The following is a 26,282-nucleotide window of genomic DNA, read 5'->3' as shown; positions in this document are numbered from 1 at the left end:
GGTGGTGCGTTCGTGACGCCGTCGTGGTGGCGGGTGGCGCAGTTCCCCGTGCCCCTGGGGTCGTGGCGGGGGGGTGCGTTCGTGACGCCGTCGTGGTGGCTGGTCGCGCAGTTCCCCGCGCCCCTTCGGGGCGCGGGCCTCACTCGCGTGGCTCAGTAGGGCGGGCCGTGTGCGGGGGTGCCGGGGAGGATCGTTCCACCGACCGTGTACGGACAGGGAGTCCCGCCCGCGATGAACAGGTACAGCAGGACAGCAGCCGTGGCGGGGGCCCTGGTAGCGGGAGCGCTCATGTGTCCCGCGACCCCGGCGACGGCCCGGGACGGCGGGCTGTGGGGTGCCGCGACCATCGCACCCGGGCGGGAGGGCATCGTCGAGGTCATGGGCGTCGAGGAGGTCTCCCGGGGGGCGGTGCTGACGCTGACCGCGCCCCGGGGCGCGCGGGTGACCGGCACGCCGCTCGACGCCTCCGGATACCGCGGCTCGGTCGCCGCCGGCGGACGCACCGCGACCTACACCGTGACCGGCGCCGCGGCCGGAGGGATCCGGGTGTTCCCCTTCGTGCTGGCCGTGCCCGCCGCCGCCGTCCCGGGCACCCGGCTGCGGGACTGCTCCCTGCGGTTCACCGACGCGCGGGGCGTGCCGCGGGCCGTCGGGCGGTGTGCCGTGACCGTGGGCCTGGCCGGGCCGGTCCTGGCCCGCCCGCTGTCCGGCGTACCGCTGTCCGCCCGGCCGAAGATCTCCGGCACCGCTCACCCGGGCGCCCAGGTCACCGTCCGTGACAAGGACGGTGAGGAGGCCTGCTCGACGACGGCGGCCCCCGACGGCACCTGGGCGTGCACTCCCGGCTCCGCCTTCCCGGCCGGTGCCAACCGGCTGCAGGCGGTCGCCGCTCTGAACGGGGTGAGCGCGATAAGCGAGCAGGTGGACATCGTCGTCGCCCCGGACGACGAGGTTCAGTAGCGGACCGCCCGGGCGACCTCGGTCCGGACCTCGCCGGACAGGTCGTGGGTGCTGCGGGCGGTGGCCGTGGCGGAGTGGCCGGCCTGCACGTGGTCCACCGTGACGATGACCGTGTCGACCAGTTGCCCCCCGGCGTCCCGGAAGTCGACCTGGACGGCGAAGGACCGGGTCGAGTCGTCGGTGTTGCGGGCGGTGACCTCCGTGCGGACCCGGCCGTCGGAGCCGGTGACGGGCGGGCCGGCCCGCACGTCGGCCTTGACGTCGGTGCCGTCCTGGATGTCGTCGAGCCGCCGCTGGGCCTCGGCCGTGGCGGACTCCACCGCCTCGGAGGCCTCCGAGGCGATCGACCCCACGGCGGACTCCGCCTTGCTCGCGGCGTCCGAGGGACTGTAGTCGCCGCTGCAGCCGGTGACCGCGGCGGACAGGCACAGCGCCAGGGCGGCCCCGCCCATCGCCCAGCGCCTGCGGTGGCGGGCGGACGTGCCGCCACGCGGTGGTCCGCCGGCTCCCGGGCCGCGCGGCGTCATGTGCGTCCGAGTCCGCCGCCGCCGAACGATCCGCTGGATCCGGGCGACCAGCGGCGCGGTTTCTGGTCCTTGCCGGTCCTGGTGCTCGCGCGGTGGAGTTCGTGGGGCATGAGCCGCTGACCGTCGCGTGCCACCACCGGCACGTCGTCGGGCTCCCGCATCTCCCTGGTCTCACGGACCGGCCCGCCCTCCGGGAGGTGCGGCTGCTCCTCCGGAGCGGGGTGATGGGTGTCCTTGTCCATGACCTGCATCCCCACCCGCACGGCCCAGATCAGCGCGCAGGCCACGATCAGCCCGCCGACGAAGGCGATGGTGACGGCGACCGCGTGATCTGACGACGCCGCCAGTTCTGCATACGTAGCCGTATTCATGCCCCAAGTATCGCCGACGGAATGCGATAAAGCGCCCGGAATGTCCACCCGGCCCGTATGCCGGGCATCCCGGCCGCGGCGGTGAAGACCTCAGGGATGTCGCGCCACCCCCGGCACCCTCCGAAGGCCGCCGGGGCCGGGGGTGGCCGGTCGTGGGGCGGTACGGGCCGTGCGCCTTCCGGCGCGGTCCGAAGGGCCGCCTCGGCCTGTGGCCGGTCGTGGGGCGGTAAGGGCGGCACGGGGCCCGGCCCGCGCGCCGTCCCTCGGAGTACGGTGGAGGGACGGAGGGTCCGCAACCAGGCAGCACCGGTCTCCCGGGCGTGCCCCCCGGTCCGCAGCAGGAGCCCCCGATGACCTCCGCCTCCTCCTCATCGCCGTCACCGCTCCCCGCATCGCGAGAAGTCCGGCTACGGCTCGCCGAGCCGACGCGCTCCGGCGGCACGGCACGGCGTATCGACGGCGCGTGGTGGCCCCGGTCGAACGACCTGGCGGAGGAACTGACCGGACTGCTGGGCGTGCTGCCGCGTGCCTGGGGGCGCATCAGCAGCGTCCTGGTCCACGGGGACACCTGGCCGGACTGCCCGGCGCAGATGGTCGTCGCCGGGCAGACGGTGCACGTCGGTCACAACGACTCGCCCTCCGCCCCTCACACCGTCTGCCTGCTCGCGCCCGGCCGGGGCCGCTACGACCTGCTGGTGGTCCCGCCCGTGACGGCGGAGGCGGAGGCCGGCCGGCTCATGGAGCGGGCCGTCACCCAGGACGCGTGACGCCCTGCCCTGCCGCTCAGTGCGCCAGCAGCACCAGGGCCAGGGCGGCCAGTGCCGGGACGGTCTGCACGAAGAGGATCTTCCGGCTGGAGGTCGCGGCGCCGTAGAGGCCGGCGACCGCCACGCACACCAGGAAGAACACCGAGACCTGGAAGCCCACCGGGTCGGACGCCACCGCGCCCCACACCAGACCGGCGGCGAGGAAGCCGTTGTAGAGGCCCTGGTTGGCCGCCAGGGCCTTCGTCCCGGCGGCGAACTCGGCACTGGTGCCGAAGGCCGCCCGGGCCCTCGGCGTGGTCCACAGGAACATCTCCAGCACCAGGATGTAGGCGTGGAGCGCGGCAAGGGCGAGCACCGCGAGCGTGGCGACGGTCGACATGCGCTCATCATCACAGGCCCGCCCGGCCCGTCCTCCTTCGGGCCCTCCCAGGAGGCGGCCCGGGGCCCCGGGTGGCAGATTACGGCCAGAGGCCGGGTCCGGCCGTCGCGTCCCCGCGTGTGCCGCTCGGGAGCCGGACCCGGCCTTCCCCTGTGACGCGCACGCTCCCGTACCGCTGCCTCGTGTCCGGAATCAACCATTCTCGATTGACCGGGAGTCTCAGGTTTGATCAGCTGTCCCACCAGTCATGTTCGATTCTGATCGAGTGGTTCATGGCTCCCTGGGGGGAGCGTGTGACAAGTGGGGGAGTTTTCTTGATGCTTCACGGTCCCGCCGTGCCGCGCCGCGCCGGATTACGACTGGGCGCCGCGGCCCTGACCTTCGCGGCGCTGGCCGCCGGCACCGCCCTGGCGGGCGCGCCGGCCGCGACGGCCGCGGGCAGCCCGGCGTCCGCGGGGAAGGCGTGCACGCCGACGGAGGGTTTCTCCGGCTGCCGCCTCTTCGTCCCGACGGACGCCGAGCAGGACTTCAAGGTGCCGTCCGGGGTGACGGGCCTGGACGTACGGGCCTGGGGAGAGGGCGGCGCCGGCAACTCCACGGCCCGCGGCGGTGCGGGCGGTTTCGTCGCCGGCACCCTGAAGGTCACCCCTGGTGAGGTGCTGAGCCTCGCCGTCGGCGGGCCGGGCTTCGGTGACGCCCTCGCCGGCAAGCCCGGCGGCAGGGGCGCCGAGCGGGGCGGCAACAGCAGCGCCATCCGCACGAGCGGCGGCTCCGCGTTGGTCGTCGCCGGTGGCGGTGGCGGCGCGGGCGGCGGCATCGCCCATGGCCAGGCCGGTACCGCCGGGGGCGAGAACGGCCAGGACGGCACCGAGAAGGACCGCGGTGGCAAGGGCGCAACCGGCGCGAAGGGCGGTGCGGGCACCGGCAACGGCGCCGCGGGCGCCGACCACGCCAAGGGCGGTGCCGGCGGCGCCGGCGGTGCGGGCCGTCACGGCGGTGGCGGCGGCGGTGCCGGATACGCGGGCGGCGGTGGCGGCACGGGGGCCGAGACCGGCTCGTCCACCGGCGACGACCCGGCCACGGGCAGCGGCGGCGGCGGTTCCAGCTTCGCCGAGCAGGCCCGGGTGGACGACGCCCGGCTCGTCGTCGGCGACAAGTACACGGCGCCGGAGAAGAAGGACCCGTTCTGGGCCCCCTCCGACAACCCGATCGACGCGGGCGTGGCCGAGGGCGGCGTCAACGCGCCCGGCGGCCCCGGCCGGATCGTCCTGCAGTGGCGGCAGTCCCCCGCCACGGACCGGCTGATCCAGGTGTCCGGCACCGACGCCACGACCAACCCGGGCACGGACGTCGAGCCGCTGGCCGTGGTGGCCCGGGACAAGGACGGCAAGCCCGTCGCCGACACCTCGGTGACCTTCACCGTCGAGGACCCGGACGGTCTGAAGCCGTCCTTCCGCCTCACCGGCGGCCCGGACGGCCCCGAGGCCGTCGTGGCGACCGACGCCCAGGGCCGTGCGCAGACCCCGTGGATCGGCCTGGGCAGCCGCAAGGAGGGCTCGTTCACCGTCCGGGCGAAGACGCTGGGCGCGTCGACGGCCCTCACCGTGCGGGTCAAGGAGTCCCCGTACACCGTGAGCCGCGCCGGCGGCAACGAGCAGAAGGCCGAGCAGGGACAGGACTTCGCCGACGCGCTGCTCGCCCGGGTGGTCAAGTCGGGCGCGACGGTACCGGCCGGCACCGAGGTGGAGTTCCGCGTCGAGGACACCGGTGAGGACGCTCCCCGCTTCGAGGGCGAGGACCGGGTCGTCCGCGTGAGGACCGACGACTCGGGCGTCGCGGCCGCCCCGGCCCTGACCGCCGGTGAGGGCACGGGCACGTACACCGTGGCCGCGTCGGTGGGTGACGCCATGACCCAGTTCGCGGTCGAGGTCGTCCCCGGTGACGGCGCACCGGAGCCCGGCCCCGGCGACGAGTCCGGCTCTCCGTCCGCCAGCCCCACGACGGACCCGAGCCCCTCCGCCGAGCCGAGCCCGTCGAGCAGCACCGCCACCTCCGGCACGACCGGCGGCGACGGCACCTCGACCACGGGCGGCGGCACGACCACCGCGCTCGAGGGCGGCAGCCTCGCCTCCACCGGCGCGGGCGGCACGGGCCTCCTCCTCGCGGCGGCCGGGGCCCTGGCCGCGGTGGGCTTCGCGGCCTTCCGCACCGCCCCCCGCCTGAAGCCGCGCTCACGCGACAACGCCTGACACCGCGGCACCGCGACAACGCCTGACACCGCGGCACCGCGACGGCCCGCACCCGGTCACCGGGTGCGGGCCGTCGTCTTTCGTTTTGCGGAACCTTTGCCCGTGGGCCGGGCGTTGTACGGGTGTGCGCGCGTGAGCAGGTGCGCCAGGTGATGCCGACTAGTACCGAGGTGACGTCAATGGCAGTGTGGGACCGGCTCAAGGACCAGGCCAAGGCTCTCCAGCAGGGTCAGGGGGCGCGAGGCGCGACGACCGGTGGGCACAGCGGCGGGACGAGGTCCGGTGGTGGCGGCAAGGCCCAGCTGGTCGGCCTGCTGAAGACGCAGCTCGGTTCGCTGAAGAACGAGTTGAAGAGCGGCGCGTACCGGGACGCGAGCATGGCGATGTGCGCCCTGGTCGCGGCGGCCGACGGGCATGTGGACCCGGCCGAGCGTCAGCAGGTCGAGTCCATGATCCTCAGCAACGACGTGCTGCAGAACTTCCCGCCGGAGCAGCTGCGGCAGCGTTTCAACAAGCACGTGGACCAGCTGACCGCCAACTTCCAGCTCGGGAAGTCGGAGGCGATGCAGGAGATCGCCAAGGCCGCCAAGAAGCCCACCGAGGCCAGGGCCGTGATCCAGACCGGCATGGTCATCGCCGGTTCCGACGGCCACTTCTCCCAGGCCGAGGCGACGGTCCTGCGCGAGGCCTGCGCGACGTTGGGGGTGTCCCCGGCGGAGTTCCAGCTCTGAGCAGCGAGCGGGGGTGCGGCTCCTGTCCGCCGTGACAGGAGCACCGCGTATGCACCCCGCCCGGAACGCCCCGTGGTCCCGTCGTGCCCTTCTGGCCGCCGCGGCCGTGCTGCCCCTGTCCGCCTGCGGCACGGACGAGCGGCCCGTCGCCGGGGCGAGCCGGACGCCCACGCCGTTCGGCACGCCCTCCGGCACGCCGTCGGGCAGGCCGCCGGTCCACCGCCCCCGGCTGGCGGACCTGGAGCGCGCGTACGGCGCCCGCGTCGGCGTCTACGCCCTCGCGACCGGCACCGGTGCCACGGTCGTGCACCGGGCAGGTGAACGCTTCGCGTTCTGCTCGACGTTCAAGGCGCTGGCCGCGGCGGCCGTCCTGCACCACCGCACCCTGAGCGGTCTGGACCGGCGCGTCACCTACACCGAGGCCGACCTGCGCTCCACGACGCCGGTCACCGGCAGACACGTGCAGGGCGGGATGACCCTGCGCGAGCTCTGCGACGCCGCCGTCCGCCACAGCGACGGCACGGCCGGCAACCTCCTGATGCGTGACATCGGCGGCCCGGCCAAGCTCACCGCCTACCTGCGCCGGCTCGGCGACACCGTCAGCCGCATGGACCACTACGAACCCGAGCTGCACGACGTACCGCCGGACGACCCCGGCGACACCACCACCCCGCAGGCGATCGCCACCGACTTCCGCGCACTGCTCCTGGGCACCGCCCTGCCCGCCCGCGAACGCCGGCTCCTCATGGGCTGGCTCTCGCGCAACGCCACCGCCGTCGGCGCCCGCCGCATCCGGGCCGGGCTCCCCGGCGACTGGAAGGTGGCCGACAAGACCGGCACGGGCAACTACGGCCGGGCCAACGACATCGCGATCGTCCACCCGCCCCGCACCGCCCCGCTCGTCCTGGCCGTCATGACCGACCGGCCCGGATACGGCGCCGAGCCCTCGGACGCCCTGATCGCCGAGGCGACCCGGCGGACCGTCGCCGCCCTGGGGCTCCCGGGGCTGCCGTCGCCGTCTATAACGGGGCCATGATCTATCACGTCGTACCGCACACCGTCTGGACCACCATCACCGGCCGGACGTACGCGCCGGCCTCCCTCGCCGAGGAGGGCTTCGTGCACTGCTCCCCGGACGAGGCGACCACGCTGGCCGTCGTCGACGCCTTCTACCGGGACGCGCCCGGGCCCCTGCTGGTGCTCGCCCTCGACGAGGCGCGGCTCACCGCCAGGGTCGAGTGGGAGGCGGCGGCCCCCGCCCCGCCGCCCGGCGTCTCCGGTGACGTCCTCTTCCCGCACGTCTTCGGCCCCCTCGACCGGGACGCCGTCGACCACGTCCTGGAGGTGCGGTTCGACGGGGAGGGCCGAGCCGTGGAGCTGCGTGCGGCAGGATGACGGGGTGATCGAACAGAAGTCCACCCCCGTCGGCCCGCCGCCCAGCCTGCGCCCCGTCCGGGGAGCGGCCCGCTGCGCCGTCGCGGCCCTCGTCCTGGCCGGAGTCGTCTGGGTGGCCCGGGCACTGTGGGAGATCCGGCTAGCCGCAGCGGGCGAGCCTGCGTCCGGCCCGCCCGACCAGGGCGGCGGGGTGCACCGTCCGCCGAACACCCTGGAGGACTCCTACCACCTGGTCACCTCCGTGGGCGGCGCCGTCACGGCCGTCTGCGCGATCGTGTTCCTGCTCTGGCTCGACCGGATGCGGGACAACGCCACGGCGCTCTCGGGCGAGGCCCCGCGCTACGGCTACGGCTGGCTGTGGGTGGGCTGGATCGTGCCGGTCATGAACCTGTGGATACCCCGGGGCCTCGTCGCGGACGTCCACCGCTCGGTCTTTCCCGAGCGGCGGCTGCCCGCCGTCGTGAACTGGTGGTGGGGCCTGTGGCTGGCCGGTCTGGCCGGTGGCGTGGGGATCGTCTACGCCGACGACACGGACGAGATCATCGCCCGTGCCTACGACGGCGTTCTGCCCCTGCTCGGCGCCGACCTGGTGATCGTGGCCGCGGCCGGGGCAGCGGCCCTCATGGTCCACAGGCTCACGACGGCACAGCAGGAGCACATCGCCGCCAAGGGCTACTGACCGGCCCGCAGCGGCCGGAACACCGACACGGCGAACGAGGCCGTCACCGACACCGGCGCCCCCAACCGGTCGACACGGTCGCCCAGTTGCGCGGCGGTGAGGTGATGGGCCGTCGGACTCATGCCCACCAGGCCGGTGACGTCCTCGGCCGTGAGGCTCATCGCGTACTCCAGCGGCTCGGTGCGATCGAGCCGGAAGCGGGCGTCCAGGGACCGGCGCAGGCGCTCCTCCTTCCTCGGGTCGACCGCCAGCAGTCCGACCGGCTCGTGCAGTTCACGCAGGTGACGGCCGGTGGGCGTGACGACGAGCAGCGCGCCGTCCGGGTCGAGGACGCGGTGGAACTCGGTCCCGTCGCGGGGTGCGAAGACGTTCAGTACGAGGTCGGCGCTGCCGGTGCGCACCGGCCACGGCTGCCACACGTCCCAGCAGGCGGCCTCGGCACGGGCGTGTGCGCGGGCAGCGGCCCGCAGGGCGGGAACCGAGGTGTCCAGTCCAAGACCCAGCGCCCGGGGGAGGGCGTCCAGGACCGCGGCGAGGTAGTGGCCGGTGCCCGCCCCGGCGTCCAGCACGGTGGCGTCGGGCGGGGCCATCTCCGAGGCGAGGCGCGCGAGGGTGCGGGCGAGCGGACCGTAGTGCCCGGCGCCCAGGAACGAGGCGCGGCTGCGGACCATGTCGGGGGAGTCGGCGCTCGGGGCCCGCCGGTGGCCGGTCAGCAGGCTGACGTATCCGTGGCGGGCGATGTCGAAGGTGTGCCGGCCCGCGCACCGCAGGGCACCGGCGGTGCGTTCGAGGGCCGCCGGGCACAGCGGGCAGGTCAGGACGGACAGAAGACGATCGGAAGGCAAGGGACGCTCCTCGGAACGCGGTGGCCGCGGCGGGGCGGCGCATCGCGTGCGGGCGGCGGACGGTGGGGCGTCGGCGCCCGCCGGCCGGCCACCGTGGACCGGCAGCAGGGGGGCGGGCACACCGAGGACGGCGACGTGATCGACTCACGTCGCGGTCCACACCGCGGCGTCAGAGGAAGCAGTGCGGCAGAGCGTTGCATGCAAGTGCCATACGGCCAGGCTATCCCGGGGCTCGCGAACGTCACGACGAGCCGTCGTGCGCGCTCGCCCACCCTGCCGCCCGCTCCCTGAACTTCGGCGGTTATCGTCCGCCCGTGAGTGAACTGTCGGCTGTGTACCTGCCGGAAGCGACCACCGGACGACTGCTGGGATCGTGGCAGCCGGACGTGCCCGCCCTGCTGCTCGTCGCCGTGCTGGGCGGGCTCTACGGCTGGGGTGTCGTCCGGGTGCGCAGGCGGGGCGGAGCCTGGCCGCCGGCGCGGTCCGCCGCGTTCGTGCTGCTCGGTCTGGGCGCCATCGTCGTGGCCACGATGTCCGGCCTGGCCGTCTACGACCGTGAACTGTTCTGGCCGGCCGCCGTGCAGAACGTCGGACTCGATCTGCTCGCGCCGTTGGGCCTCGCCCTCGGCGACCCGCTGCGGCTCGCGGTGGAGGCGCTGCCGGAGGGCGGCGCGGGCAGGCTGCGGCGGGCGCTCACCGGCCGGCTGGTCAGGCTGCTGACGTTCCCGCTCGTCAGCACGGCGCTGGTGCTCGCCACCGAACTGACCCTCTACTTCACGCCGTACTTCGCCACCGCGCTGCGCGTGGGCTGGCTGCACGAACTGATGTATCTCCATCTGCTGGCGGCCGGCTGCCTGTTCGTCCTGCCGGTGCTGTCCCGCGAGCAGGCCCTGCCCGCCTGGTGCACCCATCCGGTCCGGGCGGCCCTGGTGTTCCTGGACGGGGTCGTCGACGCGGTCCCGGGACTGGTGGTCATGACGCACGGCACCCTGATCGCGGGCGCCTGGTACCTGCACCACGCGCCGCCCTGGTCCCCCGACGTGCTCCACGACCAGCAGCTCGGCGGTGGCGCCATGCTGGGCATCGCCGAACTGGTCGCGGTCCCCTTCCTGCTGGCGGTCCTCGCCCAGTGGGCGCGGGCCGAGCGCGCCCGGACGGCCGTACTGGACCGGCGTCTCGACAGCGAACTCGTGCCCATGGACACCGCGGAGGGGCCTGCCGTACTGGTCCGGCCCTGGTGGGAGACCGAAGCGGGCGAGGTGGCGGAGCGGATGCGGCGGCTGGGGCCGGGTGACTGACCCGGGCCCCTGCCGGTGCCGGTCAGCGGCTGGCCGACACCGTCTCCCGGTCCGTGTCCGGCCGGGCCTCCGAGGGGACGGGGCGTATCGAGGTGGGGGTGGCCGACGGTGCGCGGCGGGACGGCTCCGCCCGGCCGGTCGCCTCCCCGGGGGCGGGTGTGCCGGGCCTGGTCGTGCGGGGGTCTTCGGTGCCCGGGGACGAGGGCCGCGCGTCGGGAACGGACGGCGACGGCACGGGGGTGGGGGACGCCGAGTCGGTGGCCGGCGCCGGCCTCGTGGTGGGCGGGGCCATCGGGATCGTCGGGGACGGGGGGCGCTCGGGTGCGGTGTGGCGCAGGGGGAGCGCGATGAGGGCCGCCGCGACGCAGCACAGGCCCGCCCCGGCCGCGCCGCGCAGCATGCGGCGCCGGGTCGCACGGCGGCGGATCGTCTCGTACTGGCCGGCGGGAGCACCCAGGTAGTCGGGTGAGGAGGGGCGCAGGATCACGGCGAGCGGGTCGTCGGGGGCGTACTCCGGCTCACCCGGATCGCCGTCAAGACGTGTGGTCAAGGCTTCTCCTCAGATGGACGCGGAGCAGTTCCCGGGCCGCGTGCAGGTCGGCCTTGACGGTGCCTTCCTTGCGCCCGGTCAGTGCGGCCACCTCCCGGATCGGCATGTCAGCGTAGTAGTGGAGGAGGATCGGGACGCGCAGTCGTTCCGGCAGCGACTGCACGAGCAGCCGCACGGACGGGTCGGCCTGCTCGTCGGGCGGGCGCACGGCGGCTTCCGAGGTGACCCGGTGCAGGGCCCGGCGCTCGCGCTCCAGCTTGCGCCAGTGGTCCCGGACCAGGTTGGCCGCGGTGACGTAGAGGAACCCGCGCGGTTCCGCCACGGACGTCCAGCGGGCCCAGAGCCGGGTGAACGCCTCCGAGGCGATCTCGTGGGCCGTTCCGTCGTCGTCGACGAGCCGGCGGCACCAGCCGGCCAGGCGCGGGTAGAGGGCGGCGAACAGCTCGGACGCTGCCTTCTCGCGGGACCGTTTCAACGCTCTCCAGGGGTGGGGGAGTTCGCGCCGCTCAGCGCCGCGAACACGATCACGTTGTCCGCGTAGCCGTCTCCGGTCCGCGCCCCGCCGCAGGTGATCAGCCGCAGCTCGGGGCGGCCCACGTTCCCGTAGACGTCGTCCGCCGGGAAGTCGGTTTTCGGGACGGTCCGTACGGCCGTGACGGCGAACTGTGCCGTCGTGCCGTTCTCCAGGCGCGCCTCGATCCGGTCACCCCGGTGCAGCCGGGCGAGGTGACGGAAGACGCCGTCACCGTACGGACCGACCGTGACATGGCCGAGGAGCACCGACGGGCCTCTCTCGCCGGGGGCCGGCGAGTGCCGGTACCAGCCCGCCCGGTCGTGGTCCGTGACCGGCGGCACCTGCACCGTGCCGTCGGCCGCCAGACCCAGCCGGATGACCGGGGTGTCGACGCCGATGACCGGGATCAGGAGCCGGACCGGGACCGAACGGGCCAGGGGGCGTGCGGCGTCGGCCGGAGCCGGCCGAGCGGTGGCCATCGGCCGGCGCCCGGTGGTGCCGGGGCCGGTGGTGCCGGGGCTCGTGGTGTCGTGGGCGGTGGCTTCATGGCCGTTGGTTCCTCGGCCCCCGCACGCCGTCAGCAGGGACGCCAGTGCCCCGGCCGCGAACGCGCGCCTGGAGAGCGGGCTCACGCCCCGGTCGCCCGGCGGCGGCGCACGACGAAGACGGTGCCGCCGCCCAGGGCGAGCACCGCGGCGGCGCCCGCGCCGATCGCCGTGCCGCTTGAGCCCGACTCCTGGGACGCCGTCACACCGGTGTCGGGTGCGCCGCTCGGCCGGACGGAGACCTGGTCCTCGGCGGGCGCCCGGGTCGGCTCGCCCTCGGCCGGCGCCCGGGTCGGCTCGGGCGCCCGGGTCGGTTCGGCGCTCTCCTCCGGCTGGCTGGTGGGCGAGGCGGCCGACGGGACCGGGCTCGGGGTCGTCGCCCCGTCCGCGAACGCGGGGCCGGTGCCCAGCAGTACGGCGGTGCCCGCGAGGGCCAGGGCGCTGAGGACAGTTCGGCGCATGGAATCGCACTCCTTCGTCGTCCGCCCGACGGTCGGCGGGCTGGGTGACAGATCGTGCGGAGAGACGAGGCGGCGGCCCGGCGGGTTGTAAAGAGATGGCAAAGCCGCGGCGGTGGCTCCGGAATACTCGGCTGCGCACGGGAGTCGGGGCCGCTAGCATCCGACGCGATGACGACTCACTCCATGAACAGATTGGGGGACCCGTCCGCGCAAGGTGAGTGCTGATGCCCACCGACCTCGCGAACGGGGACTTCCCGCCTTCCGTCCGGCCGCTTTCCTCTCGGCCGCTTTCCTTCTGGCCGCGCGTGCGCGAGTTCGCCGTGCCGCCCTCCATGATCGAGACCGCGACCGCGCGCCGCCGCGCCGGTGACTGGGCCGGTGCCTGCGCCGCCGCGAACATCGATGTCGACCTCCGGCCCCGCCTCCTCGCGCGGCGCCACGGCAGGGAGTTCGCCGCCCTGCTCCGTGCCGACCTCCGCCACCTCGCCCCCGACCTGCTGCGCTGGCACATGCCCAGGATCGCCCCCGACGGGCTGCTGCGGCCGGGCCTGACCCTCACCCTGGCCCGGTACGGCACGGGCGCAAAGGCGCTGCACCTCGTGGCGCGGACGCCGCCCGCCTGGGCGGACGCCGGGCAGCGGATCAGCCTCGCCCTGTGGGACGCCTCCCGCAGGCACGAGACCGACCGGCGGCATCCGCACCCCCGACCCAGCCGGCGCTTCCGGCTCGACCTGCACCGCCACCTGTGGGACGTGCGCCGGGCCGGTGAGCTGCGGGCGCGCTCCGGTGACGGCGGGCCCGGCCCGGAAACCGCCGGGCCCCTGCCTGCCGGGCCCCTGCCTGCCGGACATCTGCTTGCCGGGCCCCTGCTTGCCGGGCCACTGCCTGCCGGACCTCTGCTTGCCGGGCCCCTGCTTGCCGGGCCACTGCCTGCCGGACCTCTGCTTGCCGCGCCCCTGCCTGCCGGGCCCGTGCCTGCCGGGCCGCTGCCTGACGGGAGGCGGTGCGCCGTCGACCGGTGGGCGGCCGAGGCGGCGATCCTGCTGCGGGCCGAGGGCCGGTCCGACGGCAGGGTCGGCGTACGGCTCGGGGCACGGCACCGCGTCGTCCTCGACCTCTCCGACGGCGGTGAGCGGACCGCCATGTCGTACGCGCGCGCCCCCGACCCCTCGCTGCCCGTGCTGCCCGACGCGGCGACCTGGGTGCTGCCCGACCTCGAGCTGCTGAGGGCCGGGGCGATCGACGCCGGGCGCCTGCATCCGCTGGTCGCCTCGGCGTTGGGGGCGCAGCGGTCCGGCACCTCCCGGGTGCCGGAGCGGGCGGGTGATCCACGGGTGGTGGAATGCCGGGGCGCCCGGCACCGGATCGGCCTGGTGGACGGCGTCCTGGCCGCCCTCGACCACGATCGGGCCGAGGTGCGGCGGGAGGAACTGCTCGCGGCCTTCGGCGGACCGCCGCTGCCCTGTCTGCGGGCCGTCGACCAGGCACACCGCCGGCCCGACTGCCTTCCCGGCGTCCGCGAACGCCTCCAGCACGGCGACACCGCCGGGGCGCTCGCCGCGGTCGAGAGCCTGCTCGGCCCCGAGGCGGTGCTGCGCGACGGCCCCCTGCGGGACGTGCTGGAGACGGCCGCGCGGCGGCGCATCGCCCACGGGCTGTTCCGGGCGGGACTGGAGGGCCCCTCGCCCGGCAGCCTGCGCCCTTGGGATCGCCGCCGCTCCCGCGACGACGGCCCGCACCCACGCCACATGTGACACGGCCCGCCTGACCTCACCTCACCCGACCGGGGGCGACTGCTGTGCCTCCGACTCTTCTTCGTTCCACCGAGACGGCCCACCACCGGCAACTGGTGAACACACATGCGCACTCACACCTCGTCCCTGCCCGACACCGCCGACCAGCTCGACGTGGCCGGCGACCTGCTCGCCCTGCTGCGGGACACCACCACCGAACCGCGACCCGACACCCAACTGGAGGCCCTCACCCTGGCCGTGGCCGCCGACCTGCCCGTGCTGCTGTGGGGTGAGCCGGGCATCGGCAAGACCGCGGCCCTGACCCAGCTCGCCACGGCCCTTGACCTGCCGTTGACCACGGTGATCGCCAGCGTGCACGAGCCGTCCGACTTCTCGGGCCTGCCGATCGTCGGCGACGACCCGGCCGAGCAGGGCGTGCCGTTGGCCCCGCCGGACTGGGCCGTACGCCTGGTGCGAGCCGGGCGGGGGCTGCTGTTCCTCGACGAACTGTCCACCGCGCCGCCCGCCGTGCAGGCCGCTCTGCTCCGGCTCGTGCTGGAGCGGCGGATCGGCGCGCTGCGGCTGCCGCCGGGCGTGCGGATCGTGGCCGCCGCCAACCCGCGCTCCTCGGCCGCCGACGGCTGGGAACTGAGCCCGCCGCTCGCCAACCGCTTCGTCCACCTGCAGTGGACGCACGACACCGACGTCGTCGTGCGCGGTCTCGGCGGGATCTGGCCGCGGGCGACCCTGCCCCGGCTCGACCCGGGGAAGCTGCCGGAGGCCGTGGAGTTCGCCCGTCGTGCGGTGTGCGGGCTGCTGGCCGCGCGTCCCGCACTCGCGCACCGGCTGCCCAGCGGTGAGGTGCGCCGGGGCGGGCCCTGGCCGTCCCCCCGCAGCTGGGAGATGACGCTGCATCTGATCGCCTTCGCGACCGCGGCCGGCTCCTCCCGTGACGTCCTCTCCCTGCTGGTCAGGGGCACCGTCGGAGACGGGCCCGGGCTCGAACTGCTGGCGAGCCTGGACCGGATGGACCTCCCCGACCCCGAGACGCTGCTGGCCGACCCGGCCGGTGCGGTGCTGCCCGAACGCGGGGATCTGCGGCAGGCCGCGCTGGACGGGGTCGTGGCGGCGGTACGCAACCGCCCGGCGCGGGACCGCTGGGACGCCGCCTGGGCGCTCCTGGTGAAGGCCCTGGAGACCGGCCCCCCGGACGTGGTGGTCGTCCCCGCGACCACCCTCGCCTCCCTGCGCCGCGACGACTGGGACGTCCCGGCGTCGATCGAGCGCCTGGCCGGGGTGGTGTCCCTGTCCCGGCGGGCGGACCGCACCACGGCCGCGGTCGCCGCCGCGGCCGCGGTGAAGGCGGGCCGATGAGGGCGAACAGCGGCGGGCGCCGCTCGGGCGAGGGCGGGCCGGTGGCGACGGCCGACGGCGGGCCGGTGGCGTCGAACAGCGGTGGTCGCGGCTGCGGCGGGTGCGGGCCGGTGAAGGCGGGCGGGCCGGGGACCGCCACCGAGTCCGCGTCCGGCGCTGCCCACGGGACCGCCACCGAGTCCGCGTCCGGGGCTGCCCACGGGACCGCCACCGAGTCCGCGTCCCGAGCCCTCGATCGGGACAAGCTGTTCACGGCCCGGCTGCACGCCGCCCGCGTCCGCCCCTACCTCGCGACCGCCCTCTTCGCCCTGCACGTCGTCGCGTCCCGGCGGGTGCCCACCATGGGCGTCGACCGCTACTGGCGGTGCTACGTGTCGCCCGGGTTCGTGGACCGTACGCCCGTCGAGGAGCTGGCCGGCGTGTGGGTGCACGAGGTGTCGCACCTGCTGCGCGACCACCACGGACGCAGCGACCGGGTCGCCAAGGAGCGCGGCCTGCACGGGCCGGGGGAGCGGCTGCGGATGAACATCGCCGCGGACTTCGAGATCAACGACGACGTCTACGGCGACGGCCTGGCCCGCCCCGAGGACATCGTCGAACCGGGCGATCTCGGCCTGGCCGAAGGCGAGTTGATGGAGGAGTACCTGCGGCAGTTCGCCGTGGGCCCGAGGATGCAGGACCTGGCCTGGCTGGACTGCGGCAGCGGCGCCGACGGTCTGGACCGGGAGTGGGAACTGGGCCCGGACGGCGCGCACGGCCTGAGCGAGCAGGAGCGGGACGCGGTCCGCTTCCGGGTCGCGCAGGGCATCACCGGCCGCCCGGGCAACGCCCCGCAGGGCTGGCGGCGCTGGGCCGAGGAGGCCTTCCACCCGCCGCAGCCGTGGCGACAGCTGCTGGGCGCGGCGGTCCGCTCGGCGGCGTCCGCCCCCGGCGCGGGCGAGGACTACACCTACGGCCGCCCCGCCCGCCGCTCCACCGCCCTGCCCGGCACGGTCCTGCCGAGCCTGCGCCGCCGCCCGCCCCGCGTCGCCGTCGTCATCGACACCTCCGGCTCGGTCAGCGACGCCGAACTGGGCAGCGCGCTCCTGGAGGTCGCCGCGATCGCCCGGGCCGTGGGCGGCCGCCGCGACCTGGTCACGGTGGTGCCTTGCGACGCCTCGGCCGGGGTCGCCCGCCGCCTGTGCCGTGCGGAGGGCATCCCGCTCACGGGCGGCGGCGGCACGGACCTGCGGGCCGGCTTCACCCGCGCCCTGCGCACCCGCCCGTCCCCCGACGTCGTCGTGATCCTCACCGACGGCCAGACCCCCTGGCCGGACACCCGGCCCCCCTGCCGCACGGTGATCGGCCTGTTCCCGCGCCCGTACCGGAGCCACGCCTACGACGAGTCCGACCCCGAGTACGTCCCTGACTCGCCCCCGGCGTGGGCCCGGGTGGTGGACATCGGCTCCTGAACGCCCTACGGCCGGTGCAGCAGCCCCCGTTCCAGCGCCACCACCACCGCCCTCGTCCGGTCGTTGACGTCGAGCTTGGCGAACAGGCGGAGCAGGTGCGTCTTCACCGTGGCCTCGGCGATGACCAGGCGGCGGCCGATCTCGGCGTTGGTGAGGCCGTCCGCGACCGCGTTCAGGACGTCCGACTCGCGGGCCGTGAGGGGGACGGGGGCGGGCTGGCGCATCCGGGCGACCAGGCGCTCGGCGACCCGGGGCGCCAGCACGGTCTCCCCGCGGGCCGCCGCGTGGATCGCGTCGGCCAGCTGCTCACGGGTGGTGTCCTTCAGGAGATAGCCGATCGCCCCGGCCTCCACCGCCCGCTCGATCTCCGCGTCCGTGTCGTACGTGGTCAGGATCAGCACCCGGGTGCGGGGGAAGCGCGCCACGATCTCGGTGGTCGTGGCCACGCCGTCCAGGACGGGCATCCGCAGGTCGACCAGGGCGACATCGGGTTCGTGGCGGGCGACGAGGTCGAGAGCGGCGCGGCCGTCGCCCGCCTCGCCGACGATCTCGATGCCGGTCCCGGAGGCGAGGAGGGCCACCACTCCGGCGCGCATGACGGTGTGGTCGTCGACGACGACGATGCGCAGCGGTCGGTCCGTCATGCGGTCGCTCCCACCGGTATCAGCGCCAGGACCCGGGTCCCGTCCCCCACCGAACTCGTCACCGTCAGCCTCCCGCCCAGTTCCGCCAGTCGCTTGCGCATGCCGTCCAGACCGAAACCCGACGACTCCTCCACCGCGAACCCCGCCCCGTCGTCGGTGATTTCGAGCTCCACCCCGTACGGCTGCCGGGCCAGGACCACGCCGACCGTGGAGGCACGGGCGTGCTTGCGGACGTTGGCCAGGGACTCCTGGGTGCAGCGCAGCAGCGCGATCCGGGTCTGCTGGTCGCACTCCAGGTCCTCCAGTTCGGCGTCGACGGTGAGGCCGGTGTCCTCGGCGAAACGGTCCAGGGTGCGGCGGAGGGTCTCCGCCACCGAACCCGCCGCGGTCTGGTCCGGACGCCGGCCCGAGCCGACCAGCTCCCGCGCCTCGGCGAGGTTCTCCCGGGCGGTGGACTCGATCGACCGCAACTGCTGGGCGCTGCGGGCCGGATCGGAGCCGAGCCCCGCCCGGGCCGCCTCGGCGAGCACGATGATCGAGGCGAAGCCCTGCGCGAGGGTGTCGTGGATGTCCCGGGCCATCCGCTCCCGCTCGTCCGCCGCGCCCTGGCGCTGGTGGGCCTCGGTCAACTCGGCCTGCGTCTCCTCCAGTTCCGCGAGCAGCCGGGCCCGTTCGGCGCTCTGCGCGACCACGGAGTGCGCCCACAGCCCGATCAGCGCCCCCACGGCGACGACGAGCAGCGTCGACACGAGCGTCTCGGTGAAGAACTCCACCGTCCAGCCGTCGTCCCGCAGCACGCTCCCGGCCAGGGTCGCGGCCGTGGCGAGCCCCAGGAACACCATCGAGACCCTCGGCGTCCGCCCGAACATCCAGTAGTGCGGCAGCGTCACCATGAACAGGGCCGCGTAGTTGCCGCGCAGGTACGCCAGCCCGCCGAGTGCCACCACCAGCACCGACAGATACACGTCCGGCCGGACGACGGGGTTGGCGGGGAAGCGGTACAGGACCGCGTAGGACGCCACCACCGCGCCCAGCAGGGCCAGCGCCGCGTACTTGCTCCCGCCGGGCCGGTCGATGGCGACCAGGCCGACGGCCATCACGGCGAACAGCAGCCAGCACACCGCGTTCCAGCGGCGCAGCGATGTCGTCCAGAAGGCGTCGGAGGCGGCCCCGGCGAGAGCGGTCATACCGATCAACGTACGTCGACCGCCGGACGGGAGGAGGGGCTTTTCTCCAGGCCGGCGAGTGCCCGGCGTACCGCCCGCGAGGGCCACCAGGTCGACTCGCCCAGCAGCAGCATCGCCGCCGGCAGCACCATGACGCGCACCACGAACGCGTCGATGAGCACGGCCGCCGCCAGGACGAAGCCGATCTGCTTCATCTCGATGATGTGCAGGAAGACGAAGGTCGCGAACACGGTCGTCATCACGACCGCGGCGCTGGTCACCACACTCGCCGAGGACCGGATCCCCTCCAGCACCGCCTGCCGCGTGGGCACCCCGGCGAGCGCCGCCTCCCGGATCCGGCTCACCACGAACACCTGGTAGTCCATGGAAAGGCCGAAGAGGATCACGAAGAGGAACAGCGGCACGCGCGACCCGATCGAGCCGGTGGACTCGAAGCCCAGCAGGCCCTCGGCCCAGGTCCCCTGGAAGACCAGCACGAGCAGCCCGAGCGCCGCCGCCGCGGAGAGCAGGTTCAGGGCGACGCCGAGCAGCCCGAGGACCACCGAGCGGAAGGCGTACACGGTCATCGCGAACGTCACCAGCAGCAACGCGCCCAGCACCAGCGGCAGTTTGCCGTTCTGGTGGGCGGGATAGTCGGCGTAGCGGGCGACGTCGCCGCTCACGCCGTACTCGGCGCCGCTGATCCGGCCGACGGTGGCGGGCAGGAAGTCGTCCCGGAGCCGGTCCAGGGAGTCGTACGCCTCCTCGGAGTTGCCGAGGTAGGGCACCTTCAGTTCGAGGGTGCTGGTGCGCTCGTCGGCGGACGTCCGGATGCGCGACGCCCCGGTGAACAGCGGGTCGGCCTCCGCCCGCCGGACCACCTGCCGCAGTGCGGCGGTGACCTCCGCCGACCGCGAGGCGCCGGCCCGCACGACGACCTGGTGGGTCACCCGCTGCTCGGGGAACGCCGCGTTGAGCCGGTCGTACACCCGCATCGCGGGGATCTCGCGGGAGTGCGTGTCCCGGCTCATCTCGGTGATCTTCAGCCCGGCCAGCGGGAGGACCAGCGCCAGCAGCGCCATGACGGATACGCACAGGGTGGCCAGGGGATGCCGGGCCGCGGGCTGCAGCAGCGCGTCCCACATCCGGCCGCCACCTTGGCCCCGCACCCTGCGGACGGGCTTCCCGAGCTCCGCCCGCCGCGATGCCCGGCGTTCCGCCCGCCGCCCCAGCTTCACCAGCAGCGCGGGCAGGGCCGTCAGCGAACTGGCCACCGCCACCAGGACGACCACGATGGTGCCGGTCGCGAGGGACGAGAAGATCACGTCGGAGGCCAGGTACAGCGTCGCCGTGGAGGCGACCACCGCGAACCCGGAGACCACGACCGCCCGCCCCGAGGTCGCCGCGGCCAGCTCCACCAGGGCCTCGGAGGACAGCCGGCCGCCGGAGCGGGCCCGTTCCTCCCGCTCGCGCTTGAGGTGGAAGAGCGTGTAGTCGACGCCGACCGCGAGGCCGATCATCAGGATGACGTTCGTCCCGACCCCCGCGTCGGGCGACACGTGCGAGACGACCATCGAGAGGCCGACCGCCGCCGCGATCGACGACAGCGCCAGCAGCAACGGCACCCCGGCCATGGTCACCGACCCGAACACGACCAGCAGCGTGACGAGGGTGACGGGCAGGGTGATCGCCTCGGACAGCGCCAGATCGTCACTGCGCTGCTGGTCGACCCCCTTGCTGACGGAAGGACTTCCGGTCTCCTCCAGCAGCAGCCCGGGGTGGCTCTTCTGCACCGCCGCCGTCTGCGCCAGCAGCGCGTCGACCTTGTCCTTGGCGTCGCGCTCCTCGCCCTTCAGCGCCACCTCGACCATCAGGGTCCGCCGGTCGCCGGACAGCAACGGGTCGGCCACGCCCGCCACTTCGGGCAGCCGACGCATCCGGTCGGTCAGGTCCTCCGCGGCGGCCCGGGCGGCGTCCTGGTCCAGGGCACCGCCCGAACGGGAGGAGATCAGCACCTGTTCGGCGGACCGGCGTTCCAGCTGGGCCTCGGCCGCGAGGGTCTCGGCCCGGCCGGCCTCACCGACCCGGTAGTCCGCCGTCTTCGCGCTGTTGATGCCGACGGCACTGCCGGCCTCCAGGCACAGCACCACGAACACCAGCCAGCCGACGATCGCCCGCCAAGGATGTCGCGCACTCCAGCGCGCCACGCGCACAGTCAGTGAATTCATGCCCAAAAGCGTTGCCGAACAGGGCAGTTGGCGGACAGAGGCACTCGGTTGAACCTGCCGTCCACCGTTCGGTGGACCCGGGCCCTGGGGGTTCCCCCACCCCGGCCGGGGGGGTCAGCCCGGCTTCAGGACGACGGCCTGGCCGCCCGCCGGGGCCATCGCCACGTCGAGGGTGCCGTCGGCGGTGACGGTCCGGGTGCCGACCACGACCGGCGTCCGGTACGGGTCCGCGCCCGGGGTGCCGTCGGCGTAGACCGTCGCCGTCCAGGTGCCGCCGCCGAGGAAGGAGAGGGGGAGGGACAGGGTGCGCGACGATTCGTTCGTCATGGCGCCCAGGTACCAGGTGGAGCCGTTGCGCCGGGCCACCGCGATGTACTCGCCGATCGCACCGGCGAGTGTGCGGCTCTCGTCCCAGGTCACCGGCACGGCGTTGAACCAGGGCAGGCCGGGCCAGTTCGCGGGGTTGCTGTACTTGGACGGTTTGTCGTACCAGAAGAGGAAGTTGAGCGGCTGGTAGTAGACCGCGGCCATGGCCATCTGGTGGGCGTTGGTCGTCTTGTCGCGGGACTGGCCGTAGCAGATCGTGTAGTCCATCGGGCCGCCGATGTTGCGGGCGAACGGCAGCGTCACGTTGTGCGTGGCGGTCGGGAACTGCTCGTTGCCGCGCACGCCCTCCAGGCTGATCCAGTTCGGGTAGGTCCGCTCGTACCCGAACGGCCGGACGTCGTCGTGCATGTCGATCAGCAGCTCGTGTCCGGCGGCCGTCTTCGCCCAGTCGATGATCTGGTTCGTCATCGACCGCGTGCCGTCGTTGATGAAGCCGAGCTTGATGCCCCGCACGCCCCAGCTCTTGTAGAGCGCGAACAGGGAGTCGGCGTCGGTCAGCGCGAGCCGGTTGACGTAGAGGAAGACGCCGATGCCCCGGCTCGTGGCGTACGAGACGACCGACGGCAGGTCGATGGCGGCGATGGGCCGGGTGGCGTCGGGCGTGCTGAACTCCGGGCCGTACCAGCCGGCGTCGTACTCGATGTACTCAAGGCCCCGGGCCGCGGCGAAGTCGACGCCCTGGAGGCCGGCGGCGGTGGTGAGTTCGCAGCGGAAGACCTTGCCGGGCTTGATCCAGGAGGTGTCGGAAAGGGCGCTCGGCGGCGCCAGGTTGAGGACCAGCTCGGCGTTGTCGACGAGTTCGGCGTGGGTGGTGCCGACGACCACCACGCGCCAGGGGGTGGTGAAGGGCGTGGAGACGGTCGTGGTGGTCTCCGCCGGGCCGGTGCCGCGGGCGGTGTGCTCCATGAGGAAGGCGGAGAGGGTGTTCGGCTCGCCGGGGACCGAACCGAGCATCAGGCGCGGGTAGTCCACCCGTGCCGACTCGCAGACACAGGCGATGAGGCCGCCCGGGAGCGTGGCGGTCAGGGGGAGGTCGGTGAGGGGCCCGTTGTCCGTCGACGCGGTGCCCGTGACCGGTATCGAGCCCGGCGCCACCGGCACGTAGGCGTCCTCGTCGCGGGCGCTGTAGACCGTGGTGCCGTCGGGGAGGACGAACGTCGTCAGCTCGTCGGCGATGGTGGCGGTGCCCCGGTCGGGGAGGGCGTAGCGCAGGGCGACGCCGGTCCGGTAAGCGCGGGCCTCCACGTCGAAACGGATGCCGGTGGCCCGGTCCCGCAGTCTCCAGCACCGCTCCCGATAATGGTCGGTGACGGTCGCGTTGCGGCCGTAGACCGGGGTCCAGGTGGTGCGGCGGGTGCGCTGCCGGTCTCCGATCAGCTGCACGTCACCGCCGAGGACGGTGCCGTCGGCGAGCCTGAGACCGAGGGCCGAGGTGCCGAGCACCTCCCGGCCGTCGCGCCGGACGGACCAATGGAGCGCTCCGTCGACCAACGACAGGGTGAGGGCGGTACCGCCCATGCGGGCGGTCCCCCGCTCCGGGCGGCCCGGCCGGCTGCCGGCGTCCGCGGGATCCATGGGTGCGTCCGCGGGATCCATGGGTGCGTGCACGGGATCCGCGGCGGCGTACCCGGGACGGGCGGCGGCGAGCCCCGTCGCGGCCAGCCCGGCCGTGAGCGCCGCGCCCTTCAGCACCACCCGGCGCGACGCCGGCCCCGCGGACGGCTCTTCCCGTTCTCCCGAAGCTCTCATCGTGAGGGACCTTCCCGTCCAGTAATGAGGTAGTAACCGTTTTCCACCGGTGGCGTGTGCAGTTGTACGCGCAGCCGCGAGGGCGGGTCAAGACCCCGGAGCCCCCGAAGTCCCGCGGCCGGCCGGCCGGTGCGCTCCGGGCCTCACAACCCGAAGAGCTCCGCCGCGTTGTCGTGGCACACGGCCCGCAGCCACTCCTCCCCGAGGCCCAGCCGCTGAAGTGAGTCCAGCTGGTGCAGGTACGGATAGGGGATGTTGGGGAAGTCGGAGCCGAGCAGAACACGGTCGCCGACGCCTGCCAGCCGGGGCAGGACCCGGCGGGGGAGCGGCGCGAGCGCCTCGGCGAAGTCGGTGAACGCCATCGTCGTGTCCAGCCGCACCTCCCCGTACCGCTCGGCGAGGTCGAGGAACTCCTCGTACTCGGGCATCCCCATGTGCGCGACGATCAGCCTCAGCCGCGGATGCTCGGCCAGCACCCGCGCGATCGGCTCGGGGCCGGTGTGCTTGCCGGGCGCGGGCCCGGAACCGCAGTGCATCACCACGGGGATCCCGGCCTCGGCCAGCACCCCCCAGGCCGGCCGGAGGAGGTCGTCGGCCGGGTCGTACGCCCCCACCTGCACATGCGCCTTGAAGACCCGCGCGCCCGCTTCGACGGCTTCCCGGACATACACCTCGACGCCCGGCTCGGGGAAGAGGGTGGCGGTGTGCAGGCAGTCGGGGGTGCGGCGCGCGAAGTCGGCCGCCCAGCCGTTCAGCCAGCGGGCCATGCCGGGCTTGTGCGGATACAGCATCGCGGTGAAGGCACGTACGCCGAACCCCCGGAGGATCTCCGCCCGTTCGGCCTCCGCCTCCCGGTAGGTGATCGGCCACTCCAGCCCGCCCGTGAGCGGCCCGAGGGAGTCGAAGTACTCCCAGACCTTGCGCAGGACCCGCTCGGGCATGAAGTGCGTGTGCACGTCGACGAGGCCGGGGAGCCCGAGCCGCTCCCAGAAGCGGCGGACGTCGTCGCACTCGGCAGCGTGATCGTTCATGGTGCCCAGCCTCGGATGGGCGGGGCGGTGGGGCCAGTGCCGTGCGTGAGGGATCCGTGAGGGATCCGTCACGCCCGCGCCCGGCCCCCTCGCACTCGTAGCGCGCCGGCCCGGTGCCGTCGAGGCGCGGCCGGGACGCGTCAGCCGATGCGGGCGCACAGGTCGTCCGCCCTGCCGTGGATCAGGTGCAGGGACTTGAATCCGTCGGCGCCGATGTCCATCGTGTAGGCGCCGTCGACGATGTACAGGCCGCGCGGCAGGGTGCCCATGCCCTCCCCGACGCCGACGAACACCGGGCCGTGCACGGTCCAGAGCTGTGAGCCGTCGCGCCGGTACTCGACGACGGCCGAGCCGCTCGCGTCGGCGTCATGGGCGGCACCGGTCTCCGTGTTCGTGACGCGGACGACCAGATCGCCCCGGTAGACGACCCGGCGTGCGGAACCGTCGGGGTGGGTGCTCAGCACGCGTCGCACCACCTCGTCGACGACGGGCTCACCGTGGACGGGGAAGTCGCAGCGCACACCGGCGGCGACGTCCCACGGTGCGGAGGGTGCCGGTTCCCAGCCGCCTGCCTTCGGAGCGGCCGCAGCGGGCTGCGTGCCGAGCAGCGCGGCGGCGAGGGCGAGGGTCACGAGGATCGTTCGTCGCATGGTTCTCCCTGAACGGAGGGGCGGGTCCGGTGCGCCAGCCTCTTCCCGGCCCCTGACCAAAGCCTCACCACTCCCGGCGCGGGCGGCGCGGGCCTCGCTAAGCTGCGCCGGCCATGGAGTTCACGCTGCTCGGTCCGTTCGCCGCCCACCACGAGGGGCGGCAGGTGCCGGTGGGCAGCCGTCGCCAGGAACGGTGCCTGCTGGCGGTCCTGCTGCTGCACGCGGGCAGTGCCGTCCCCACCGGACGCCTCATCGACCTCCTGTGGGACGGCGCTCCACCGGCCTCCGCCCGCGCCACCGTCCACACCTACGTCGGCCGGTTGCGCGCCGCGCTCAGGCCCTACGAGGTGCGCGTCGAGACCCGGAACGACGGCTACGCCGTGGAGCAGGGCCGGCACCGGATCGACGCGCAGGAGTTCACCGGGCTCGTCGGGCAGGCGGCCGACGCCCGGGATCCGGTGGAGCGGATCGGCCACTACGACCGTGCCCTCGCCCTCTGGCGCGGCCCGCTGCTCGCGGACGTCGCCGACGACCGGCTGCGTGCCCGGCTCGGCGCCCGGCTCGGCGAGATGCGGCTCGCGGCGGTCGAACAACGGGCACAGGACCGGCTCGGCATGGGGCTGCACGACCAGGTCATCGCGGACCTGACACCGCTGCTCCAGGAACACCCGACCCGCGAACGCCTGGTCGCCGCGCAGATGACCGCCCTGCACCGCACGGGCCGCCAGGCCGAAGCGCTCCGCTTGTTCGGCCGGACCCGCGCACTCCTCGCGGCCGACCTCGGCATCCCGCCCAACCGCGAACTGCGCACCCTGCACGAGCGCATGCTGCGCGGCGACCCCCGTCTCGACCGGCCCCCCGGGCCCGTCTACGCGGTACGGGTCGACGACCAGTGGCTGCCGTGGAGCACGAGCGGCCACCCGGCCCTGGAGTTCTGCAACACCTACGCCGGGTGGGGCGGGGACCGGCTGCCCGGGGCGGAGTGGCTGCCCGGCTACGCCACGCTCGCCGTGTGGGCCGGGCATCTGGACCTCGTCGAAGAGCGGCTGGTCACCCGGCTGCGGGAGCCGGCCGAGGCCACCGCCGCGCTCGACGAGGCCCGGCGGTTCCGTACGGACCTGTACGCCTGCCTGACCGACCCGCAGGACGGCCGGGCCTTCAGGGCGGTCGCCGGGGTGGTGGAGGACGCCGCGAGGCTCTCGGTCTTCACCCGGGGCGAGGACGGCCTGGGACGCTGGCGGCCGGCCCCCTCCGCCGGTCTGCGCCAGCCCCTGTACGCGGTGGCCCGCACGGCGGCCGAACTGCTCGCCGACCCCCGCCGCTTCACCGTCCGCAGCTGCCCCAGCCGGACCTGCGGCTGGCTGTTCCTCGACGAGAGCGGCCGCCGAAGGTGGTGCAGCCTGGGGACGTGCGGGGGGAAGGGGGAACGGGGCGGTGGCTGAGGGCGGTCACCCGGCCGCCCTCGGGAGAGCCGGGCCGCCGCTGAGGGCGGTCACCCGGCTGCCCTCGGGAGAGCCGGGCCGCCGCTGAGGGCGGTCACCCGGCTGCCCTCGGGAGAGCCGGGCCGCCGCTGAGGGCGGTCACCCGGCTGCCCTCGG

At 74.5% G+C, this 26,282-nt stretch carries 27 protein-coding genes; 12 read left to right on the top strand and 15 right to left on the bottom strand.

All coding sequences use genetic code 11. The annotated features are described in order from the left end of the window. Window positions 1-152 precede the first annotated feature (152 nt). Window positions 153-290, bottom strand: a complete 138-nt coding sequence (locus tag ACFY5B_RS01405) for a hypothetical protein (RefSeq protein ID WP_389963712.1) — start codon at window positions 288-290, stop codon at window positions 153-155. Between ACFY5B_RS01405 and ACFY5B_RS01400 the strand changes: the two genes are divergently transcribed. Then, the gene (locus ACFY5B_RS01400) at window positions 232-960 is read left to right on the top strand and encodes an Ig-like domain-containing protein (RefSeq protein WP_389962851.1); all 729 of its coding nucleotides are present in this window, start codon (window positions 232-234) and stop codon (window positions 958-960) included. The genes ACFY5B_RS01405 and ACFY5B_RS01400 overlap by 59 nt on opposite strands. On the opposite strand, the gene ACFY5B_RS01395 is transcribed toward ACFY5B_RS01400, so the two are convergent. Next, window positions 954-1,412, bottom strand: coding sequence for a hypothetical protein (locus ACFY5B_RS01395; protein ID WP_389963666.1), 459 nt, complete (start codon window positions 1,410-1,412; stop codon window positions 954-956). The two genes, ACFY5B_RS01400 and ACFY5B_RS01395, sit on opposite strands and share 7 nt — an antisense overlap. A 71-nt stretch (window positions 1,413-1,483) precedes the next feature. Further along, complete coding sequence (locus ACFY5B_RS01390; RefSeq protein ID WP_389962848.1) at window positions 1,484-1,858, bottom strand: DUF6479 family protein; 375 nt, start codon at window positions 1,856-1,858, stop codon at window positions 1,484-1,486. Window positions 1,859-2,208: 350 nt separating this feature from the next. On the opposite strand from ACFY5B_RS01390, the gene ACFY5B_RS01385 reads away from it, so the two are divergent. Further along, a complete protein-coding gene (locus tag ACFY5B_RS01385; protein ID WP_389962845.1) occupies window positions 2,209-2,625 on the top strand; it encodes a DUF5994 family protein in 417 nt (138 codons plus the stop codon). Between the two features lie 16 nt (window positions 2,626-2,641). On the opposite strand, the gene ACFY5B_RS01380 is transcribed toward ACFY5B_RS01385, so the two are convergent. Beyond that, window positions 2,642-3,004, bottom strand: coding sequence for a DUF1304 domain-containing protein (locus ACFY5B_RS01380; RefSeq protein ID WP_344461674.1), 363 nt, complete (start codon window positions 3,002-3,004; stop codon window positions 2,642-2,644). 317 nt (window positions 3,005-3,321) lie between these two features. Here ACFY5B_RS01380 and ACFY5B_RS01375 point away from each other — a divergent pair, with 317 nt between their 5' ends. The 5 genes from ACFY5B_RS01375 to ACFY5B_RS01355 all read left to right on the top strand — a co-directional run bounded on the left by ACFY5B_RS01375 (window position 3,322) and on the right by ACFY5B_RS01355 (window position 8,058). After that, window positions 3,322-5,253 (top strand): glycine-rich protein, encoded by a 1,932-nt coding sequence (locus ACFY5B_RS01375; RefSeq protein ID WP_389962841.1) that lies wholly within the window; start codon window positions 3,322-3,324, stop codon window positions 5,251-5,253. 179 nt (window positions 5,254-5,432) lie between these two features. Continuing rightward, entirely contained in the window at window positions 5,433-5,984 is a 552-nt protein-coding gene (locus ACFY5B_RS01370; RefSeq protein ID WP_389962838.1) for a tellurite resistance TerB family protein, read from the top strand. Window positions 5,985-6,033: 49 nt separating this feature from the next. Next, window positions 6,034-7,020 (top strand): class A beta-lactamase, encoded by a 987-nt coding sequence (bla, locus tag ACFY5B_RS01365; protein ID WP_389962835.1) that lies wholly within the window; start codon window positions 6,034-6,036, stop codon window positions 7,018-7,020. After that, the gene (locus ACFY5B_RS01360; protein WP_389962832.1) at window positions 7,017-7,379 is read left to right on the top strand and encodes a DUF952 domain-containing protein; all 363 of its coding nucleotides are present in this window, start codon (window positions 7,017-7,019) and stop codon (window positions 7,377-7,379) included. The genes bla and ACFY5B_RS01360 overlap by 4 nt, the downstream gene beginning before the upstream one ends. 4 nt (window positions 7,380-7,383) lie before the next feature. Beyond that, complete coding sequence (locus ACFY5B_RS01355; protein ID WP_389962829.1) at window positions 7,384-8,058, top strand: DUF4328 domain-containing protein; 675 nt, start codon at window positions 7,384-7,386, stop codon at window positions 8,056-8,058. Here ACFY5B_RS01355 and ACFY5B_RS01350 read toward each other — a convergent pair. Further along, on the bottom strand, window positions 8,052-8,903 hold the full coding sequence (locus tag ACFY5B_RS01350) for a putative RNA methyltransferase (protein ID WP_389962826.1): 852 nt from the start codon (window positions 8,901-8,903) through the stop codon (window positions 8,052-8,054). The two genes, ACFY5B_RS01355 and ACFY5B_RS01350, sit on opposite strands and share 7 nt — an antisense overlap. 314 nt (window positions 8,904-9,217) lie before the next feature. Here ACFY5B_RS01350 and ACFY5B_RS01345 point away from each other — a divergent pair, with 314 nt between their 5' ends. Continuing rightward, a complete protein-coding gene (locus ACFY5B_RS01345; RefSeq protein ID WP_389962823.1) occupies window positions 9,218-10,201 on the top strand; it encodes a cytochrome c oxidase assembly protein in 984 nt (327 codons plus the stop codon). Window positions 10,202-10,223: 22 nt separating this feature from the next. On the opposite strand, the gene ACFY5B_RS01340 is transcribed toward ACFY5B_RS01345, so the two are convergent. From ACFY5B_RS01340 to ACFY5B_RS01325, 4 genes are read right to left on the bottom strand one after another with little or no spacing between them, the layout of a single operon-like run. Beyond that, window positions 10,224-10,751, bottom strand: a complete 528-nt coding sequence (locus ACFY5B_RS01340) for a hypothetical protein (protein WP_389962820.1) — start codon at window positions 10,749-10,751, stop codon at window positions 10,224-10,226. Then, window positions 10,735-11,226, bottom strand: a complete 492-nt coding sequence (locus ACFY5B_RS01335; RefSeq protein WP_389962817.1) for an RNA polymerase sigma factor — start codon at window positions 11,224-11,226, stop codon at window positions 10,735-10,737. The genes ACFY5B_RS01340 and ACFY5B_RS01335 overlap by 17 nt, the downstream gene beginning before the upstream one ends. Then, entirely contained in the window at window positions 11,223-11,897 is a 675-nt protein-coding gene (locus tag ACFY5B_RS01330) for a class F sortase (RefSeq protein ID WP_389962816.1), read from the bottom strand. The genes ACFY5B_RS01335 and ACFY5B_RS01330 overlap by 4 nt, the downstream gene beginning before the upstream one ends. Continuing rightward, window positions 11,894-12,271 carry a sortase-dependent protein gene (locus ACFY5B_RS01325; RefSeq protein ID WP_389962814.1) on the bottom strand — a complete coding sequence of 126 codons (378 nt, stop codon included), beginning with the start codon at window positions 12,269-12,271 and terminating at the stop codon, window positions 11,894-11,896. Before ACFY5B_RS01325 ends, ACFY5B_RS01330 begins: the two co-directional genes overlap by 4 nt. A gap of 224 nt (window positions 12,272-12,495) precedes the next feature. Here ACFY5B_RS01325 and ACFY5B_RS01320 point away from each other — a divergent pair, with 224 nt between their 5' ends. The 3 genes from ACFY5B_RS01320 (at window position 12,496) to ACFY5B_RS01310 (ending at window position 16,829) form a co-directional block, all read left to right on the top strand. After that, window positions 12,496-14,025 carry a hypothetical protein gene (locus ACFY5B_RS01320; protein ID WP_389962812.1) on the top strand — a complete coding sequence of 510 codons (1,530 nt, stop codon included), beginning with the start codon at window positions 12,496-12,498 and terminating at the stop codon, window positions 14,023-14,025. A gap of 105 nt (window positions 14,026-14,130) precedes the next feature. Beyond that, entirely contained in the window at window positions 14,131-15,378 is a 1,248-nt protein-coding gene (locus ACFY5B_RS01315; RefSeq protein ID WP_389962810.1) for an AAA family ATPase, read from the top strand. Beyond that, the gene (locus ACFY5B_RS01310; protein ID WP_389962807.1) at window positions 15,375-16,829 is read left to right on the top strand and encodes a VWA-like domain-containing protein; all 1,455 of its coding nucleotides are present in this window, start codon (window positions 15,375-15,377) and stop codon (window positions 16,827-16,829) included. Before ACFY5B_RS01315 ends, ACFY5B_RS01310 begins: the two co-directional genes overlap by 4 nt. Window positions 16,830-16,834: 5 nt before the next feature. Here ACFY5B_RS01310 and ACFY5B_RS01305 read toward each other — a convergent pair whose 3' ends face one another. The 6 genes from ACFY5B_RS01305 to ACFY5B_RS01280 form a co-directional block, all read right to left on the bottom strand. Continuing rightward, complete coding sequence (locus tag ACFY5B_RS01305) at window positions 16,835-17,473, bottom strand: response regulator (protein WP_388166780.1); 639 nt, start codon at window positions 17,471-17,473, stop codon at window positions 16,835-16,837. Continuing rightward, window positions 17,470-18,660 carry a sensor histidine kinase gene (locus ACFY5B_RS01300; RefSeq protein WP_389962804.1) on the bottom strand — a complete coding sequence of 397 codons (1,191 nt, stop codon included), beginning with the start codon at window positions 18,658-18,660 and terminating at the stop codon, window positions 17,470-17,472. The genes ACFY5B_RS01305 and ACFY5B_RS01300 overlap by 4 nt, the downstream gene beginning before the upstream one ends. Before the next feature lie 5 nt (window positions 18,661-18,665). Next, window positions 18,666-20,867 (bottom strand): MMPL family transporter, encoded by a 2,202-nt coding sequence (locus tag ACFY5B_RS01295; RefSeq protein ID WP_389962801.1) that lies wholly within the window; start codon window positions 20,865-20,867, stop codon window positions 18,666-18,668. A gap of 114 nt (window positions 20,868-20,981) precedes the next feature. Then, on the bottom strand, window positions 20,982-23,003 hold the full coding sequence (locus ACFY5B_RS01290; RefSeq protein WP_389962798.1) for a glycoside hydrolase family 97 catalytic domain-containing protein: 2,022 nt from the start codon (window positions 23,001-23,003) through the stop codon (window positions 20,982-20,984). Between the two features lie 143 nt (window positions 23,004-23,146). Then, the gene (locus ACFY5B_RS01285; RefSeq protein WP_389962795.1) at window positions 23,147-24,034 is read right to left on the bottom strand and encodes an amidohydrolase family protein; all 888 of its coding nucleotides are present in this window, start codon (window positions 24,032-24,034) and stop codon (window positions 23,147-23,149) included. A gap of 140 nt (window positions 24,035-24,174) precedes the next feature. After that, window positions 24,175-24,684 (bottom strand): hypothetical protein, encoded by a 510-nt coding sequence (locus ACFY5B_RS01280; RefSeq protein ID WP_389962792.1) that lies wholly within the window; start codon window positions 24,682-24,684, stop codon window positions 24,175-24,177. Between the two features lie 113 nt (window positions 24,685-24,797). Here ACFY5B_RS01280 and ACFY5B_RS01275 point away from each other — a divergent pair, with 113 nt between their 5' ends. After that, complete coding sequence (locus ACFY5B_RS01275; RefSeq protein WP_389962789.1) at window positions 24,798-26,126, top strand: BTAD domain-containing putative transcriptional regulator; 1,329 nt, start codon at window positions 24,798-24,800, stop codon at window positions 26,124-26,126. Window positions 26,127-26,282: the final 156 nt, after the last annotated feature.

The organism is Streptomyces sp. NPDC013187 (genome assembly GCF_042899705.1).
In the GTDB taxonomy this organism is placed as follows: Bacteria; Actinomycetota; Actinomycetes; order Streptomycetales; family Streptomycetaceae; genus Streptomyces; species Streptomyces hawaiiensis_A.
Note: the sequence above shows the minus strand (reverse complement) of the source record. Positions and strands in the feature narration are given on the sequence as shown.

Coding starts and splice junctions, on each gene's coding strand:
- ACFY5B_RS01400 (WP_389962851.1), top strand. CDS start 232: ATGAACAGGTACAGCAGGACAGCAGCCGTGGCGGGGGCCCTGGTAGCG.
- ACFY5B_RS01295 (WP_389962801.1), bottom strand. CDS start 20,867: ATGAATTCACTGACTGTGCGCGTGGCGCGCTGGAGTGCGCGACATCCT.
- bla (WP_389962835.1), top strand. CDS start 6,034: ATGCACCCCGCCCGGAACGCCCCGTGGTCCCGTCGTGCCCTTCTGGCC.
- ACFY5B_RS01360 (WP_389962832.1), top strand. CDS start 7,017: ATGATCTATCACGTCGTACCGCACACCGTCTGGACCACCATCACCGGC.
- ACFY5B_RS01390 (WP_389962848.1), bottom strand. CDS start 1,858: ATGAATACGGCTACGTATGCAGAACTGGCGGCGTCGTCAGATCACGCG.
- ACFY5B_RS01315 (WP_389962810.1), top strand. CDS start 14,131: ATGCGCACTCACACCTCGTCCCTGCCCGACACCGCCGACCAGCTCGAC.
- ACFY5B_RS01300 (WP_389962804.1), bottom strand. CDS start 18,660: ATGACCGCTCTCGCCGGGGCCGCCTCCGACGCCTTCTGGACGACATCG.
- ACFY5B_RS01285 (WP_389962795.1), bottom strand. CDS start 24,034: ATGAACGATCACGCTGCCGAGTGCGACGACGTCCGCCGCTTCTGGGAG.
- ACFY5B_RS01280 (WP_389962792.1), bottom strand. CDS start 24,684: ATGCGACGAACGATCCTCGTGACCCTCGCCCTCGCCGCCGCGCTGCTC.
- ACFY5B_RS01370 (WP_389962838.1), top strand. CDS start 5,433: ATGGCAGTGTGGGACCGGCTCAAGGACCAGGCCAAGGCTCTCCAGCAG.
- ACFY5B_RS01395 (WP_389963666.1), bottom strand. CDS start 1,412: ATGGGCGGGGCCGCCCTGGCGCTGTGCCTGTCCGCCGCGGTCACCGGC.
- ACFY5B_RS01305 (WP_388166780.1), bottom strand. CDS start 17,473: ATGACGGACCGACCGCTGCGCATCGTCGTCGTCGACGACCACACCGTC.
- ACFY5B_RS01385 (WP_389962845.1), top strand. CDS start 2,209: ATGACCTCCGCCTCCTCCTCATCGCCGTCACCGCTCCCCGCATCGCGA.
- ACFY5B_RS01310 (WP_389962807.1), top strand. CDS start 15,375: ATGAGGGCGAACAGCGGCGGGCGCCGCTCGGGCGAGGGCGGGCCGGTG.
- ACFY5B_RS01275 (WP_389962789.1), top strand. CDS start 24,798: ATGGAGTTCACGCTGCTCGGTCCGTTCGCCGCCCACCACGAGGGGCGG.
- ACFY5B_RS01380 (WP_344461674.1), bottom strand. CDS start 3,004: ATGTCGACCGTCGCCACGCTCGCGGTGCTCGCCCTTGCCGCGCTCCAC.
- ACFY5B_RS01290 (WP_389962798.1), bottom strand. CDS start 23,003: ATGAGAGCTTCGGGAGAACGGGAAGAGCCGTCCGCGGGGCCGGCGTCG.
- ACFY5B_RS01320 (WP_389962812.1), top strand. CDS start 12,496: ATGCCCACCGACCTCGCGAACGGGGACTTCCCGCCTTCCGTCCGGCCG.
- ACFY5B_RS01405 (WP_389963712.1), bottom strand. CDS start 290: ATGAGCGCTCCCGCTACCAGGGCCCCCGCCACGGCTGCTGTCCTGCTG.
- ACFY5B_RS01325 (WP_389962814.1), bottom strand. CDS start 12,271: ATGCGCCGAACTGTCCTCAGCGCCCTGGCCCTCGCGGGCACCGCCGTA.
- ACFY5B_RS01375 (WP_389962841.1), top strand. CDS start 3,322: ATGCTTCACGGTCCCGCCGTGCCGCGCCGCGCCGGATTACGACTGGGC.